Here is a 15,063-nt window from a genome sequence, read left to right on the forward strand (position 1 = left end):
TGACTGTTCACCACCACAAGGAGCACACCCACCATGAGCCGCGAGAACACGCTCGTCACCGCCCAGTGGGTCGAGGACAACCTCGACACCGATGGCATCGTCCTCATCGAGGTCGACGAGGACACCACCGCCTACGACAAGGGCCACATCCGGGGAGCCATCAAGCTCGACTGGACCACCGACCTCCAGGACCAGGTCCGCCGTGACTTCGTCAACAAGGAGCAGTTCGAGGCCCTCCTCTCCGAGCGCGGCGTCTCCAACGACGACACCGTCGTGCTCTACGGCGGCAACAACAACTGGTTCGCCGCCTACGCCTACTGGTACTTCAAGCTCTACGGCCACTCCGACGTCAAGCTGCTCGACGGTGGCCGCAAGAAGTGGGAGCTCGACTCCCGCGAGCTGACCGACGCGCTGCCGTCGCGCGCCACCACGTCGTACACCGCGACCGAGCAGGACGCCTCGATCCGTGCCTTCCGTGACGAGGTCGTCGCGGCCATCGGAACGCAGAACCTGGTCGACGTGCGCAGCCCTGACGAGTACGCCGGCCGGCTGCTCGCCCCGGCCCACCTTCCGCAGGAGCAGGCCCAGCGCGCCGGCCACATCCCCACCTCGGTCAACGTGCCGTGGAGCAAGAACGCCAACGACGACGGCACCTTCAAGTCCGACGACGAGCTGGCCGCCCTCTACGACGAGGTCGGATTCGACACCGAGAAGGACACCATCGCCCTGTGCCGCATCGGTGAGCGCTCGTCGCTCACCTGGTTCGTGCTGACCGAGCTGCTGGGCCGCAAGAACGTCAAGAACTACGACGGCTCGTGGACCGAGTACGGCTCGCTGGTCGGCGTCCCCGTCGCCCTCGGCGACGAGCCCGGCAAGGCGGACGCCTGATGTGCGGCGCGACCGAGGGCGGGCTGTCGCTCGACGGCGTCAACGTCGCCAAGGAGGCCGTGATCCAGGGCCAGGTCCTGCGGGGCAGCGAGCCCGTCGGCAACGCCTACGTGCGCCTGCTCGACCGCACCGGTGAGTTCACCGCCGAGGTCCCCACCTCGGCCACCGGTCACTTCCGGTTCTTCGCCGGCGACGGCGAGTGGACCCTGCGGACGCTGGCTCCCAAGTCCGAGCCCGTGGACACGGCCGTCACGGCGACCACCGGCTCGGTGGCCGAGGTGCAGGTGCTCGTCTCGGCCTAGACCGGACGCTTGATCGAGGAGACCGCCCCGAACGCTCGTCGTACGGGGCGGTTTCCGCATTTTCGCCGCGATTCCGGGCAAGCCACGGAGGAAGCCTGAACCGGACGTACCGTGGAATCTCGGGTATCGGGAGGGAGGGCCGTCGTGGATGCTCACGCCGGTGTCCTCGACACGGGGGAGCTGTGGCGCCTCACCATGGAGCACTCCCCGGTCGGGATGGCGTTGGTCTCGCCGGACGGCGAGATCCTGGCTGCCAACGCGGCACTCGGAGAGATGCTGCGCTACGCCCCGGCAGACCTGGTGCACCGCTCCGTGGCCGACCTCACCCACCCTGACGACCTCGCCACGGACCTCGACCTCATGCGGCAGGCGATGGCCGGTTCGACGACGTCCTACCGCGTGCGCAAGCGGTGCTTCCGCTCCGACGGCAGCCTCCTCCAGGGCGAGCTGTCGGCACTCCTGCTGCGCGACACGGAGGGTGCGCCGCTGCAGTTCATCATGCAGATCATCGACCGCACCGAGGTGCACGCCTTCGCGGAGCGGCTCGACGCCGCCGAGGAGGCCACCCACGACCTGCTGAGCAAGGGCCAGGCGATCCTCGACAGCGTCTCCGTGGGACTGCTGCTCGTCGACGTCGACGGCACCTACAGCGCGTGGAACCGACGCCAGCAGGAGCTGCTCGACATCGCGTTCCCCGACGGTCACGGCGGTCGTGCCGGCCAGCCCGGCTTCGTGTACGACGCCGACCAGCAGCACGCCCTGTCGTTCGACCAGTTCCCCTGCGCCCGGGCGGTCGCGGGCGGAGGTGCGGAGTTCGACGACCTGCTCATCTGGATCGGTGAAGACCCGGCGACCCGGCGGGCGCTGTCGGTCTCGGCACGCGTCGTGACGGACCGCTCAGGGGTCCTCACGGGCGCGGTGCTGGCCTACCACGACGTGACCCAGGTGATCCTGGCGACCCGAGTGAAGGACGAGTTCGTGTCGACGGTCTCCCACGAGCTGCGTACGCCGCTCACGTCGGCGCTGGCCTACCTCGAGCTGCTCGACGAGTCGATCGAGGCCGTGCCCGAGGCCCGCCAGCAGGTGACGGCGGCCCGGCGCAACATGCTGCGGCTCTCGCACCTCGTCGCGGACCTGATCTTCTCCACCCGCGCGTCCTCCGGGTCATCCGTGATCGACCCCCACCGCGTCGACCTCGTCCGGGTGCTGCGCGAGGCCGTCGACGCTGCCGACGTGGACGCCGCCGGAGCCGGGGTCCGGATCGCCAGCGAGCACCCGGCCGCCGTCGAGGTGCACGCCGACGGGATCCGGCTGCGCCAGGTCCTCGACAACCTCCTCGCCAACGCCATCCGCTACAGCCGCCCGGAAGGTCGTGTCGACGTGTCCCTCGAGGACACGGAGGCCGGCGTCGTGATCACCGTGGCCGACGACGGCGAGGGCATCGACGCCGCCGACGTCCCCGAGGTCTTCGACCGTTTCTTCCGCGGCCAGAACGCCCGGCGACGCCTCGTCGGCGGGACGGGGCTGGGCCTGACCATCGTGCAGATGATCGTGGAGGCCCACGGTGGCGACGTGACCGTCGCCAGCGTGGCGGGCGAGGGCACGACCGTCCGCGTGGCGCTGCCCCGGTAGGGACCGTCCGGTCGACCGCCTCCGGCTAAGGGACCGGGCAGCGGTTATCCGTATCGAGCCGCCCCGCCGACGACGCAATCACGCGCGTCCGGTCCAGACCAGCACCCATTCCTTCTTGAGCGCCCGGATCGGTCCGGCCCAGTTTGGCCGCAGGTATCGCCCAGGGCGGCTCGGGCGGGGCCGTCTGCTCCTACGGTGAGGGCACCCACAGGCGTGAAACACCAGTGGCGACGCCCGGGAAACGCGAGGACCCCCCGCACGTGTGCGGGGGGTCCGGGCGCGTACCGGGTGGGGTCCGGTGCGTGTCTCGCGAGGTGGGGGCCATCCCGCGAGGCTGTCGCCAACAACTGCCATCAGGAGCATTTGCCAACGGCTCTTGCCTAAGTTTGCCAAAGCACGACACACTCTGCACAGGTTTTGGGACTATTTCTTTCGACAGCTTTCTCTCGGGACGCTGCTCACCAACCCCACACAGCACAACAAACCCTGGAGACCCACATGAAGACCAAGGCCCCCCGCCTCGTCGTTGCCCTCATCGCGATCGTCGGCGTCGCCGGCATGACCGTCCCCGCTGACGCCGCGCCTGCCAAGCAGACCGCGCGCAGCGTCTGGTGCTGCTGAACCGTTCGGTGAGCCGAGCCTGACGGCTCGAGGTCTCAGCTGCGGGCGTACGTCGTCGCCGTGACGCGCGCCCGCAGACCGGACGACACCGCCGCCCGGCGGTAGGCATCCAGCGCGTCCTCGTGCAGACCGACTCCGTGCAGGAGGTCGGCGAGGTCGAACCACAGCTGGGCTGCCTCTTGGTCGGAGCCGATGGCCGACAAACGGAGCACGGCATTCTGGTAGCACGCGGCGGCGCGATCCGTCTCGCCCTCAGCCGCGTGCGTCCGCCCTTCGAGGGTGAGCGCCTCTGCCTCGACGATCGGCGCATGTCCTTCCGTCGTCGTGTGCACCTGGGCCACCAGGTCGCGGCTCTCCGCGAGGTCGCCGGCGATGAATGCCACTCGGGCCAGGCCCAGCAGGGTGTAGGCGACGTCGATCGGGCTGGCGCTGCTCCACTTCATGTCGGAGGCGGCCTGCTCGAAGTTGTGGCGCGCGTCGGCCAGAGCAGGCGGGTCGAGCTCGAGCTGGAGCCGTCCCACCTCGGTGCGCAGGCGGGCCAGGTTGCGCGCGTCCTGGCCCTCGCTCATGAGCGCGAGGGCGCGCTCCGCGAGAGGCACGGCCGCCGCGGCATCGCCACGCCTGCCCTGCATGACGCTGGCGTTCCAGTAGGCCGAGGCACGAGCCCTCGGTGAGCCGAGCGACTCGGCGCGTGCGATGGCCTTGCGGCACAGCCGCACGGCGTGGGAGGTGTCACCGCGCTCGAAGTGCGCGGCCGCCACCGTGACGGCGAGTTGCACGGCCTCGTCGCTGGCGCCGAGGCCGGCGTCCTCGATCTGGGAGATGACGCGCTCGCCGCACTCGATGGCGCGGCCGAGGTCGCCGGTCTCCCGGTAGATCCGGCTCAGCGCGATGCCGGCCTTGATCTTGGTCATGCCGTTGGTGTGCGCGTCCTCGAGGAGGGACTCGAGCTCCAGGACGGCGTCGTCCTCGCGGTTGGTGGCCTCCAGGGCACGTGCGTGGAGCAGGCGGGCGCGCTCGCGCATGCCCTCCATCTCCTTGCTCGCGAGGGCGTCGAGCGCCTTGCTGAGGTGCTTCTCGGCGTCATGCGGCTGGCCGGACTCGAGGGAGAGCTCGGCGTAGTCGAGCGCGAGGCGCATCTCGTCGACCTCGCGACGGTCGGCGACTCCGAGCAGGGACTCGACGGAGACGTCGAGGCGGACCGCCAGAGCCTCCAGCGCGAGCGCGGTGGGCTGGCGGTGCCCCGACTCGATCCGGGACAGGTAGGCCACCGACATCACGTCCTCGGCGACCTCACCCTGCGTGAGACCGCTGGCCTGGCGCGCAGAACGCAGCCGTCCGCCCAGCTCCACACGGTCGGTCTGCGCCAGCACAGCCGCAAGTCGCGAGTCCATGAGGGTCATTCTGCGGCACGTTTGCCGCAAAACAGGCGAATTCAGTCAAGTATTAACTTAGGAGACCCTGCGCACCGGTTGCCTCGGCACCGCGTCGGTACGGCGAACCCAGAGAGAACGCCGTGCGTCTTGCGGTTTTCTACGCTCAGCTGCCGCTGTTGATCATGCCCGCGCCGACGGTCACGCCGGTCGCCTCGTCGATCAGGATGAACGACCCCGTGGTCCGGTTCTTGGAGTAGGGGTCGCACAGCAGCGGCACCGTGGTGCGCAGCTGGACGCGGCCGATCTCGTTGAGACCGAGCTCGCCCGCCTCCTGGTCGCGGTGCAGCGAGTTCACGTCGAGGCGGTACTGGATGTCCTTGACCATCGCGCGGCCCGTGCGGGTCGTGTGCTTGATCGCGAGCTTCTGGCGCGGGCGCAGCGGCTCGTTGGTCATCCAGCACACCATCGCGTCGATGTCCTGGCTCGGCTTCGGGGCGTTCTTGGGCCGGGCGATCATGTCGCCGCGCGAGACGTCGACGTCGTCCTCGAGGTGGACGGTCACCGACATCGGCGGGAACGCCTCGGAGACCTCGTTGTCGAAGAGCTCGACGCGCGAGATGGTCGAGGTCATGCCGCTGGGCAGCACGACGACCTCGTCACCCTTCTTGAGCACGCCACCGGCGACCTGGCCGGCGTAGCCACGGAAGTCGTGGTACTGGTCGGACTTGGGGCGAATGACGTACTGCACCGGGAAGCGGGTGTCCACGAGGTCGCGGTCGGAGGCGACGTGGACGTGCTCGAGGTGGTGCATGAGAGTCGGACCGGAGTACCACGGGGTGTTCTCGGACCGGTTGACGACGTTGTCGCCCTGCAGCGCCGAGATCGGGATGACCTCGAGGTCGGGGATGTTGAGCTTGGTCGCGAAGGTCGTGAACTCGCGGTGGATCTTCTCGTAGACCTCCTCCGACCAGTCGACGAGGTCCATCTTGTTGATCGCCAGCACGAGGTGCGGGACGCGCAGCAGCGACAGCAGCACCGCGTGGCGGCGCGACTGCTCGGTGAGGCCCTGGCGGGCGTCGACGAGGACCAGGCCCAGGTCGGCGGTCGAGGCGCCGGTCACCATGTTGCGGGTGTACTGGATGTGGCCCGGGGTGTCGGCGATGATGAACTTGCGGTTGGGCGTCGCGAAGTAGCGGTAGGCCACGTCGATCGTGATGCCCTGCTCGCGCTCGGAGCGCAGCCCGTCGGTCAGCAGCGCCAGGTCGGTGTAGTCGTAGCCCTTGGACTGGCTGGTCGACTCCACGGCCTCGAGCTGGTCCTCGAAGATCGACTTGGAGTCGAGGAGCAGGCGCCCGATCAGGGTCGACTTGCCGTCGTCGACGGAACCCGCGGTGGCGAAGCGGAGCAGGTCCATCTCGCCCTGGGCGGCGGTGTGGGGGTCAGTGCTGGCCATCAGAAGTAGCCCTCCTTCTTGCGGTCTTCCATGGCCGCCTCCGAGAAACGGTCGTCGCCACGCGTGGCGCCGCGCTCGGTGACCCGGGCGATGGCGATCTCATCGATGATGGCGGCGGTGTCGGTGGCCTCGGACTCCACGCAGCCGGTCTGGGTGCGGTCCCCGACCGTGCGGAAGCGGACCATCTTCTTCTCGACCGTCTCGTTGCCCTTGGGCTGGATCTCCTCGCCGAGCGACAGCAGCATGCCGTCGCGCGCGATGACCTCGCGCTCGTGGGCGAAGTAGATCGACGGGATCTCGATCTGCTCGCGGTGGATGTAGTGCCAGATGTCCAGCTCGGTCCAGTTGGACAGCGGGAAGATCCGCATGTGCTCGCCGGCGTGGATGCGCCCGTTGTAGAGGCTCCACAGCTCGGGGCGCTGCATCTTGGGGTCCCACTGGCCGAAGTCGTCGCGGTGGGAGTAGACGCGCTCCTTGGCGCGGGCCTTCTCCTCGTCGCGGCGACCCCCACCGAAGGCGGCGGTGAAACCGTTCTCCTCGATGGCGCCGAGCAGCGTGCCGATCTGCATGCGGTTGCGGCTGGTCTTGCCGTCGTCGACGACGTGGCCGGCGGCGATCGCCTCGTCGATGGTGGCGACGATCATCCGCGCGCCGAGCCGCTCGACCCACGAGTCCCGCGTGTCGAGCACCTCCTGGAAGTCGAGGCCGGTGTCGACCTGGAGCAGCGGGAAGGGCAGCTTGGCCGGGAAGAACGCCTTCTCCGCGAGGCGGAGCATGACGATGGAGTCCTTGCCGCCGGAGAACATCAGGACCGGCTTCTCGAACTCGGCGGCGACCTCACGGAAGATGTGGATCGACTCCGCCTCGAGCTGGTCCAGCTGGCTCAGCTGGTAGTCGACGTGGGTGGTGGTCATGACGCAGGGAGGGCCTCTCTCGGGACAGCAGCCAACATCGTAGCGACGGGCGTCCCCACGGACGATTCGCGCTCGCGAGAGGGTGTCGGGGAGACTCGCCGGATGAGCCGTACCACCCGACTCGCATCCCTCCTCGCAGTGGCCAGTGTCACTGTCGCCTGCTCCTCGTCGCCGAGCAGCGACGGCGAGGCGCCGGTCTACCGCACCAGCGACGACGTGCAGGCGCGCGTGCTGCCCCAGATCGCCGCCAACGGCGAGGACGTCGAGGCCGCGGACGACGCGCTGTGGGTCGTCGACGCGACGATCGACGGCGTGGACGAAGGCACGACCGTCACCCTCCTCGCCAAGGCCGATGGCCAGTGGGAGTCGGTCTCGGACGCCGAGACCGACGCGGACGGCCACGTGTCGTTGACCAGCGACACGGCCGGCAAGCTCACCGTCGTCGCGGGCGACGGCGCCGACGCGATCGGCACCGAGGTCTCGACCGACGACGCCCCCGAGGCGACGTTCACCGACGACTTCGACGAGGACGACGTCGACGGCAAGGACTCGACCTGGCACACCCGCGCCCAGGGCTTCACCGGCGTGCGGCAGTGCTCGCGCGCCGACGCCAGCGCCGCGGAGGTCACCGACGGCGTGCTGGTGCTGAGCGTGCTCGAGGACCCCGACGGTGGTGAGTGCCAGCTGCCCGGGCGCCGCAAGCGGTTCCCCCAGCGGCTCAACGGCCACGTCGGCACCGAGGGCACCTACGGCTTCACCTACGGCTACGCGGCGGCCCGGATCCGTACGCAGTCCGCGCGCGGCCAGCACGCCGCCTTCTGGATGCAGGCGGTCGGCGGGCAGCAGACCGGCGGGCCCAAGGCAGGCGGCGCCGAGATCGACATCATGGAGTACTTCGGCGACGACCACCCCGAGGGCGGCCTCACCAGCTTCACCTACTACCTCGACAAGGCCGGCAAGAAGCAGACCGTCGGCGGCTGGCTGCCCGACGTCGACGAGCTCGGCGACGACTGGGCCGACCAGTACCACGTGTTCTCCGTCGAGTGGACTCCGAGCGAGTACGTCTTCCGGATCGACGGCCAGGTCACCCAGCGGCTCGAGGGCGAGACCTCCGGCCGCGAGGAGTTCCTCATCCTGAGCCTGCTCTCCTCCGACTACGAGCTGCCGCGCTTCAACGGTGAGCTGCCGGAGTCGATGGAGGTCGACTGGGCGCGGGTCTGGGCGACCGGTCCCTGACGGTCAGACCGAGTCCAGGACGAGCGTGATCGGCCCGTCGTTGACGCTCTCCACCCGCATGTCGGCGCCGAAGCGGCCGCGCTCGACGCGGGCACCGAGTCGCTCGAGCTCGGCGCAGACCGCGTCGTAGAGCGGCTCGCTCACCGGCCCCGGCGCGGCCGCCTGCCAGGTCGGCCGCCGCCCCTTGCGCGCGTCGCCGTACAACGTGAACTGGCTGACGACCAGCACCGGCGCGGCGACGTCGCTGGCGCTCTTCTCCTCGCGCAGCAGCCGCAGGTCCCAGATCTTCCGGGCCGTCCACGCGACCTCCGTGTCGCCGTCGTCGTGGGTGACGCCGAGGTAGACGAGGAGGCCCGGACCGTCGAGCTCGCCGACGACCTCGCCGTCGACGCGGACGCTGGCGGAGAGGACCCTCTGGATGACTGCGCGCATGGTGCAAGGATGCCGCCATGTCCCCCCAGGTCCCTGCAGAGTCGTTGCTGATCACGGTCGCACCCACCGGCGCCGAGACCGCCAAGGCCGACTGCCCGCAGCTCCCCACCACCCCGGAGGAGATCGCCCGCACCGCGGCCGAGTGCGAGGCGGCCGGCGCCGCGATGATCCACATCCACGTGCGCGACACCTCGCACGCGCCCACCCTCGACCAGTCGCTGCTGCGCGAGTGGGTGGCCGCGGTGCGTGAGTCGTCGTCGCTCGTCGTCCAGCTCTCGACGGGCGGCTCGGTGCACGACCCGCTCGACGAGCGGCTCCGGGTGCTCGACGCCGAGCCCGACTCGTGCAGCCTGACCATGGGCACGACGAACTTCGGCGACGACGTCTTCCTCAACCCCTGGCCGTTCGTGAAGGACCTCTACCAGCTCGCCCTCGAGCGGGGCGTCGCGCCGGAGTTCGAGCTCTTCGACCTCGGTCAGGTGCACGCCCTCGGACGCCTGGTCCGTGAGTACGGCGTCCCCGCCGGCGGCAAGGTCCACGTCGACTTCGTGATGGGCGTCCCCGGCGGCATGCCCGGCACCACCCCGGCGCTGGTCGCCGGCGTGGCCGCGCTCCCGCCCGAGGTGACCTCGTGGTCCGCCACGGGCATCGGCCGCTCGACGCTCGCCGTGGCCATGGCCTCCCTCTCGATGGGCGGCCACCTGCGGGTCGGGATGGAGGATGTGCTCACCATCAGCCGCGGCGTGCCCGTCGACTCCAACGCCCAGCTCGTCGAGCGCGCCGTCGACCTCGGCCGGATCGCCCAGCGCACGCCGATGTCGCCCGCCCACTGCCGGGAGCTCCTCGGCCTGTCCTGAGGGCCGATCGAGGTCGGCGGCGGTCGCGACACGCCGTACGGCCTCGATGACACGCCGTGGCAGCGGACGATCCGAACCCGGATCCGGCCCTCACGCCGCGATCGCGGGCAGCGTGTAGGCGCGGCGGACGGTGTCGACGACCTCCTGCGGTGCGAACATCGCCTGCTCCCAGGTGAACCGGAGCACGACCCACCCGTGGGTCACGAGCGCGTTGTAGCGGCGGCAGTCGGCGTCGTGGTCGGCCTTGGTCGCGTGGTGCGCCCACGAGTTGGCCTCGACCGCGACGCCGGCGAACGGGTCGGCCAGGTCGGGGTGGTAGGTGATGCCGCCGATGGTGGTCGCCCACTGCGGAACCATGTCGATGCCCGCCTCGACGAGGATCGCCCGCAGCACCGACTCGAAGGGGTTGGCTGACAGGGGCGTGGCGTGCTCGACCACGAGCCGGACGGCGTCGGACGCGAGGTCAGCGGCGGCGACGAGGTCGTCCTCGGTGACGTCGCCGTGCCTCAAAGCCGAGTCCGCGACGGCGAGCGCCTCGTCGAAGGGCAGGGAGGCGGCGCAGTCCAGCACTGTTCGCACCTTGCTGGTGGCCCATCCATCGACCTCGGTGCGGGCCAGGTGTTGCACCGTCACCGAGGCGTCGACCGGTGTGCCGGGCGGGGCGGCGACAGCGAGCTCCGGCCACCTGGCGGGCCACTTCACCTCCCAGCCCCAGTGCGCGGCGGCGCTGAGAAGGCGCAGGTGACCGTCCACCTCCATCGCGATCGCTCGGGCCACGTCACCGCCCGAGACGGCATAGCGACCGCGGGAGACGTGGGTGACGCGACCATGCGCCACGGCACGGCACGGCGCAGCCGCTTGCGGGTCGTCAGCCTCAGGAGATCTGCCGTCGAGCCGATCCCGCCGAGGCGGGTCAGCGCGGCAACCGGGTCCATGCCGGAAGTCTCGTCAGGGCGCCCAGCGAGCGCGAACGGTTCTCCACAGGGGCCACGTGCGGCGGCACGCGGCCCCGACACGCCGTACGACGTGGGCGACACGCCGCGACCGGCGAAGTCGGGCCGACCGGACCGGCCCGCGACGTCAGGAGTCGTCGACCTTCTTCATCCCGACGACCCCTGGTCGGTAGCCCGGGTCCTCGAGCTGCGCGATCGTGGGCGAGCCGAACATGGGCAGCCCCTGGGACTTGCGGATGAAGCCCCACACGACGGGGAGCACCAGCAGGACGAAGAGGCCGACGCCGGCGATCAGCATCGGATGCGTCTCGTCCTCGCCGGCGCCGAGCGGCGCCCAGCCGGCCTTGTCGAGCAGCGCGACGCCGCTCATCGTCAGGACGACGACGATGCCGCGCCGGATGAACGACTGCGGGACGCGCGGGGCGATGGCGGAGCCGATGAGGGTGCCGGGGACCGAGCCGATCACCAGCGGGACCAGGATCGCCCAGTCGAGACCGTGGAGGGCGATGTTGGAGATCGCCGCGGCCAGGACCAGCGGGACCGCTTGCACGAGGTCGGTGCCGACGAGGCGTACGGCGGAGAGGCCGGGGTAGAGCATCAGCAGCGCGATCATGATGACCGAGCCGGAGCCGACGCTGGTGATGCCGACGAGCAGGCCGCCCAGCGCACCGACGAGCAGCGTGGGGATCGGCCGGATCGCCGGGTTGTCGTCGGGGTGGTCGCCGCCGCGGACCCGCAGGAGGTTGAGGTAGAGCCGCAGGGCGTACGTCAGTGCTGCCAGCAGCAGCGCGAAGCCGATGCAGAGCTTGAGGGTGTCGTCGATGTCCTCCGGGTCGACCACCCACGCCACGAGGTGCGGGCCGAGCAGGGCCATCGGGATCGACCCGATCATCAGCCACTTGGCGAGCTGCATGTTGGGCGAGCCCTCGCGCTTGTGCACGATCGCGCCACCGGTCTTGTAGATCGCGGCGGCGGTGAGGTCGGCGGTGACGACGGTCGCCGCCTCGCCGACGCCCAGGAAGATGAGGGCGGGCGTCATCAGGGCACCGCCACCCATGCCGGTCAGCCCGACCACGATGCCGACGAAGAAGCCGGCAGCGAGGATCGAGAAGAACGTGACGGTGATCCAGTCCATCAGCTGTCTCCGGTCAGACGGGGGACGACGACGCGCAACATCTCAGTGATTGTGGCGGTGGCGGTGGCCGCTGCCTTCTCCCCACGCCGATAGGGATCGGCGACGTCGAGCTCGGGGTGCGCCGGCTGACGTTTCTGGCCGACGGCGGTCACGAGCTCACGGCCGGACAGGTCGGGGATCTCCGCGATCGCCGCCTCGAACTGGCCGAGCGTGAAGATCTTGCGGTGCAGGTGCGCGTAGTCGTCCAGCACGTGCTGACGGTGGATCGACTCTGCGGTCAGCACGAGGTCGGCGCCCTCCACCATGTCGGGCTTGAGCCGCCGGCTGCGGAAGCCTGCGGTGTCGAGGTGCGGGATGGTCGCGGCCTGGACCGGGTTCATCCGGTGACCGGTGTGCGCGTGGGTCCCCGAGCTGGAGAAGTCGATGTCGGCGTCGCCGGCCAGGTCGCGCGCGATGATCTCCATCGCGGGCGAGCGGCAGATGTTGGCGGTGCAGAGGAACAGCACCGAGAGCGGCTCGGTCATGCTCCCGCGTCTCCCCGCCCCCGGTGGAGGCCGTGCAGGTGGAGCAGGCGGGCCTCGTCGAGGGCGATGAGCACGTCGTCGAGCGCGTCCTCGATGGTGCGGCCGGTCGTGTCGACGCGCACGGCCGGGTCCTGCGGCTCCTCGTAGGGCGAGGAGATGCCGGTGAACTCGGGGATCTCACCCGCGCGGGCCTTGGCGTAGAGCCCCTTGCGGTCGCGGCGCTCGCACTCCTCCAGCGGGGTCGCGACGTGGACGAGGAAGAAGGCACCGCCGGCGTCCTCGACCATCTGCTGCACCTGGTCGCGGGTCTCGGCGAAGGGGGCGATCGGCGAGCACACCGCGACCCCGCCGTGCCGGGCGATCTCGGCGGCGACCCAGCCGATGCGGCGGATGTTGGTCTCGCGGTCCGCCTTGGAGAAGGTCAGCCCGGCGGACAGGTGGCGGCGTACGACGTCGCCGTCGAGGCTGGTGACCGTGCGGCCGCCCTGCTCGAGCAGCAGGTCCATCAGGGCGCGGGCGAGGGTCGACTTGCCGCTCCCCGACAACCCGGTGAAGAAGAGCACGAGGCCCTGGTCCTCCGGCTCGGGGCGGTCGGCGTCGACGATCTCGGCGATCCCGGCCGGGTAGGAGTCGTCCGGGTGCTCGGTCAGCGCGTGCACCGGGTCGTCGCCGGCGTAGGTCGCGACCACCTGGGCGCCGAGCTCGTGGTCGACGTCGGCGTCGCCGTGGGACGGGAGGGGGACGGCGACCACGTGGGCGTCGTCGAGGAGATCGGCCGCTGCGAGGGAGGCCCGCACGAGGGCGACGGGGGAGAGGTCGGCGGTGCCGGTCCCGGTCAGCGCGACGAGGACCACGCGGCCGAGGCCGCGCACCTCCTCGAGCTCGGCGTCGCTGAGCGCGTCCACGACCGGGACGAAGGTGGCGCCGGCGTGCTGCTCGCGCACCTGGGCCGGCGTGAGGTGGAGCCGGCGGAAGGGGCCGTACTGGGCGTGCGTGAGCGGCTCCAGGCTGCCGTGGGACGACACCCGGGCGAGGGGCAGGCCCTCCGGGTCGACGAGCTCGGCCTCGGTCGCTCCGTCGGGGAGGTCGAGGGTGACCGGGCTGCCGGGCTCGTTGAACCGGGTGAGCGGGGCGTAGGCGCCGGAGACCAGGAGCTCCAGGTCGTCGAGCTCGGTCGGCGTCGGGCAGTGCTGGATCACCCGCGCATCCTCTCAGAACGGCCCTGAGTAGCCTGCGCCCATGCCTACTGCCGGTCTGCCCGTCGTCGCCGAGATCGTCCGCTCCGGGTTCGTCGAGGGCCACCACTACGGCTCGATCGTGGCGCTGGCCGCCGACGGGACGGTCGACTGGTCGGTCGGCGAGGTCGTGGCGCCGGTGCTGCCGCGGTCCAGCAACAAGCCCATCCAGGCGCTCGCCATGGTCGAGCTCGGCCTCGACCTCCCGGCGGACCTGCTGGCGCTGGCGTGCGCGTCCCACTCGGGCGAGCCGTTCCACGTCGAGGGCGTACGCCGCACGCTCGCGTCCGCCGGCCTCGACGAGTCGGCGCTCCGGACGCCGCCCGACTACCCCCTCGACGACGACGCCCGCGAGGCGGTGATCCGCTCCGGCGGGACACGGTCGTCGATCCTGATGAACTGCTCGGGCAAGCACGCCGCGATGCTCGCGACCTGCGTCCTGAAGGGCTGGGACACCGCCACCTACCTCGACCCCGAGCACCCGCTCCAGGTCGCCATCACCGACACCTTCGCGCGGATCACGGGCGAGCCGGTCACCACGGTGGCCGTCGACGGGTGCGGCGCGCCGCTGCTGTCCACGTCGCTGACGGGCCTGGCGCGAGCGTTCGCGACCCTCGCCACGGCGACCGACGGTGCCGAGCGCCGCGTCGCCGAGGCGATCCGGCAGCACCCCGACTTCGTCAGCGGTACGACCCGCGACGAGCTCGCCCTGCACCGCGCGATCCCGGGCCTCATCGGCAAGGCGGGCGCGGAGTCCTGCTACGCCGTGGCCCTGCCCGACGGTCGTGCCTGGGCGCTCAAGACGGACGACGGGGCGCCGCGGGTGCGCCCGGTCCTGATGGCCGAGGCGCTCCGCCGGTCGGGTGTGCTGACCGACGACGGCGTGGACGTGGAGGCGGTCGAGACCACCGGTCGGCTCGAGCTGCTCGGCGGCGGGAAGCCCGTCGGCATGATCCGTGCTGCCTTCTAGCTAGCGCCGAGAACACAAGTAAAACATAGGCTCTGTGAGGACAGTCACCCCCTCTCAGTTTGATTCTGCTAACAACAGTTAGCACACTGGAGGCATGGCCAAGGACAAGAGCACCAAGTCGACGAAGGCGAGTGCCACCGTCGTCGGTTCGCTGGGCTCGCTGGGCGACTACCTCAAGGAGCAGCGCCTGGGCGCCAGCCTCTCGCTGCGACAGCTCGCCGACCAGGTGGGCGTGAGCAACCCCTACCTGAGCCAGATCGAGCGCGGCCTGCGCAAGCCGTCGGCCGAGGTGCTCCAGCAGCTCGCCCGCGCGCTCCGCGTCTCCGCCGAGCAGCTCTACGTCCGCGCCGGCATCGTGCACCCCGACCCCGGCCAGGCGGGCTCCGTCGAGCTCGCCGTCCTCGCCGACACCGGGCTCACCGAGCGGCAGAAGCAGTCGCTGCTCGACGTGTACGCCTCGTTCCTCGCGCTCAACGAGCGCGACAGCACGACCGACCCTGCCTGACCCTGCAGCCCCCTGATCCAGACCTGCACC

At 70.6% G+C, this 15,063-nt stretch carries 16 protein-coding genes; 8 read left to right on the forward strand and 8 right to left on the reverse strand.

Going from position 1 to position 15,063, the window contains the following annotated elements; genetic code table 11:
- The first annotated feature begins 33 nt into the window (after positions 1 to 33).
- The 4 genes from JI751_RS15770 (at position 34) to JI751_RS21595 (ending at position 3,443) form a co-directional block, all read left to right on the forward strand.
- Positions 34 to 888, forward strand: a complete 855-nt coding sequence (locus JI751_RS15770; RefSeq protein ID WP_201938800.1) for a sulfurtransferase — start codon at positions 34 to 36, stop codon at positions 886 to 888.
- Positions 888 to 1,190, forward strand: a complete 303-nt coding sequence (locus tag JI751_RS15775) for a DUF1416 domain-containing protein (RefSeq protein WP_201938801.1) — start codon at positions 888 to 890, stop codon at positions 1,188 to 1,190. The genes JI751_RS15770 and JI751_RS15775 overlap by 1 nt, the downstream gene beginning before the upstream one ends.
- Before the next feature lie 144 nt (positions 1,191 to 1,334).
- Positions 1,335 to 2,822, forward strand: coding sequence for a sensor histidine kinase (locus JI751_RS15780; RefSeq protein WP_201938803.1), 1,488 nt, complete (start codon positions 1,335 to 1,337; stop codon positions 2,820 to 2,822).
- A gap of 498 nt (positions 2,823 to 3,320) precedes the next feature.
- The gene (locus JI751_RS21595) at positions 3,321 to 3,443 is read left to right on the forward strand and encodes a hypothetical protein (RefSeq protein ID WP_268929993.1); all 123 of its coding nucleotides are present in this window, start codon (positions 3,321 to 3,323) and stop codon (positions 3,441 to 3,443) included.
- Between the two features lie 35 nt (positions 3,444 to 3,478).
- Here the strand turns inward: JI751_RS21595 and JI751_RS15785 are convergent, their stop codons facing one another.
- The 3 genes from JI751_RS15785 to cysD all read right to left on the reverse strand — a co-directional run bounded on the left by JI751_RS15785 (position 3,479) and on the right by cysD (position 7,186).
- Positions 3,479 to 4,837, reverse strand: coding sequence for a helix-turn-helix domain-containing protein (locus JI751_RS15785; protein ID WP_201938804.1), 1,359 nt, complete (start codon positions 4,835 to 4,837; stop codon positions 3,479 to 3,481).
- A gap of 145 nt (positions 4,838 to 4,982) precedes the next feature.
- Positions 4,983 to 6,272, reverse strand: coding sequence for a sulfate adenylyltransferase subunit CysN (gene cysN, locus JI751_RS15790; RefSeq protein WP_201938805.1), 1,290 nt, complete (start codon positions 6,270 to 6,272; stop codon positions 4,983 to 4,985).
- Positions 6,272 to 7,186: a sulfate adenylyltransferase subunit CysD gene (gene cysD, locus JI751_RS15795; RefSeq protein WP_201938806.1), complete on the reverse strand. Its 915-nt coding sequence runs from the start codon at positions 7,184 to 7,186 to the stop codon at positions 6,272 to 6,274. The genes cysN and cysD overlap by 1 nt, the downstream gene beginning before the upstream one ends.
- Positions 7,187 to 7,288: 102 nt before the next feature.
- Between cysD and JI751_RS15800 the strand changes: the two genes are divergently transcribed.
- Positions 7,289 to 8,422 (forward strand): glycoside hydrolase family 16 protein, encoded by a 1,134-nt coding sequence (locus tag JI751_RS15800; protein WP_201938807.1) that lies wholly within the window; start codon positions 7,289 to 7,291, stop codon positions 8,420 to 8,422.
- A gap of 3 nt (positions 8,423 to 8,425) precedes the next feature.
- Here the strand turns inward: JI751_RS15800 and dtd are convergent, their stop codons facing one another.
- Positions 8,426 to 8,854, reverse strand: coding sequence for a D-aminoacyl-tRNA deacylase (gene dtd / locus JI751_RS15805; protein ID WP_201938808.1), 429 nt, complete (start codon positions 8,852 to 8,854; stop codon positions 8,426 to 8,428).
- A 17-nt stretch (positions 8,855 to 8,871) separates the two neighbouring features.
- Here dtd and JI751_RS15810 point away from each other — a divergent pair, with 17 nt between their 5' ends.
- Positions 8,872 to 9,711: a beta-keto acid cleavage family enzyme gene (locus JI751_RS15810; protein WP_201938809.1), complete on the forward strand. Its 840-nt coding sequence runs from the start codon at positions 8,872 to 8,874 to the stop codon at positions 9,709 to 9,711.
- Between the two features lie 90 nt (positions 9,712 to 9,801).
- On the opposite strand, the gene JI751_RS21935 is transcribed toward JI751_RS15810, so the two are convergent.
- The 4 genes from JI751_RS21935 to cysC form a co-directional block, all read right to left on the reverse strand.
- Positions 9,802 to 10,488, reverse strand: a complete 687-nt coding sequence (locus tag JI751_RS21935; RefSeq protein ID WP_201938810.1) for an endonuclease domain-containing protein — start codon at positions 10,486 to 10,488, stop codon at positions 9,802 to 9,804.
- 303 nt (positions 10,489 to 10,791) lie between these two features.
- Positions 10,792 to 11,799, reverse strand: a complete 1,008-nt coding sequence (locus JI751_RS15820) for a sulfite exporter TauE/SafE family protein (RefSeq protein WP_236666399.1) — start codon at positions 11,797 to 11,799, stop codon at positions 10,792 to 10,794.
- Entirely contained in the window at positions 11,799 to 12,323 is a 525-nt protein-coding gene (locus JI751_RS15825) for an arsenate reductase/protein-tyrosine-phosphatase family protein (protein WP_201938811.1), read from the reverse strand. Before JI751_RS15825 ends, JI751_RS15820 begins: the two co-directional genes overlap by 1 nt.
- Positions 12,320 to 13,522 (reverse strand): adenylyl-sulfate kinase, encoded by a 1,203-nt coding sequence (cysC, locus tag JI751_RS21940; protein WP_201938813.1) that lies wholly within the window; start codon positions 13,520 to 13,522, stop codon positions 12,320 to 12,322. The genes JI751_RS15825 and cysC overlap by 4 nt, the downstream gene beginning before the upstream one ends.
- A gap of 40 nt (positions 13,523 to 13,562) precedes the next feature.
- On the opposite strand from cysC, the gene JI751_RS15835 reads away from it, so the two are divergent.
- Entirely contained in the window at positions 13,563 to 14,528 is a 966-nt protein-coding gene (locus tag JI751_RS15835) for an asparaginase (RefSeq protein WP_201938814.1), read from the forward strand.
- A 94-nt stretch (positions 14,529 to 14,622) separates the two neighbouring features.
- The gene (locus JI751_RS15840) at positions 14,623 to 15,033 is read left to right on the forward strand and encodes a helix-turn-helix domain-containing protein (RefSeq protein ID WP_201938817.1); all 411 of its coding nucleotides are present in this window, start codon (positions 14,623 to 14,625) and stop codon (positions 15,031 to 15,033) included.
- The last annotated feature ends 30 nt before the right edge of the window (positions 15,034 to 15,063 follow it).

This window comes from Nocardioides baculatus, assembly GCF_016735675.1.
GTDB lineage: Bacteria > Actinomycetota > Actinomycetes > Propionibacteriales > Nocardioidaceae > Nocardioides > Nocardioides baculatus.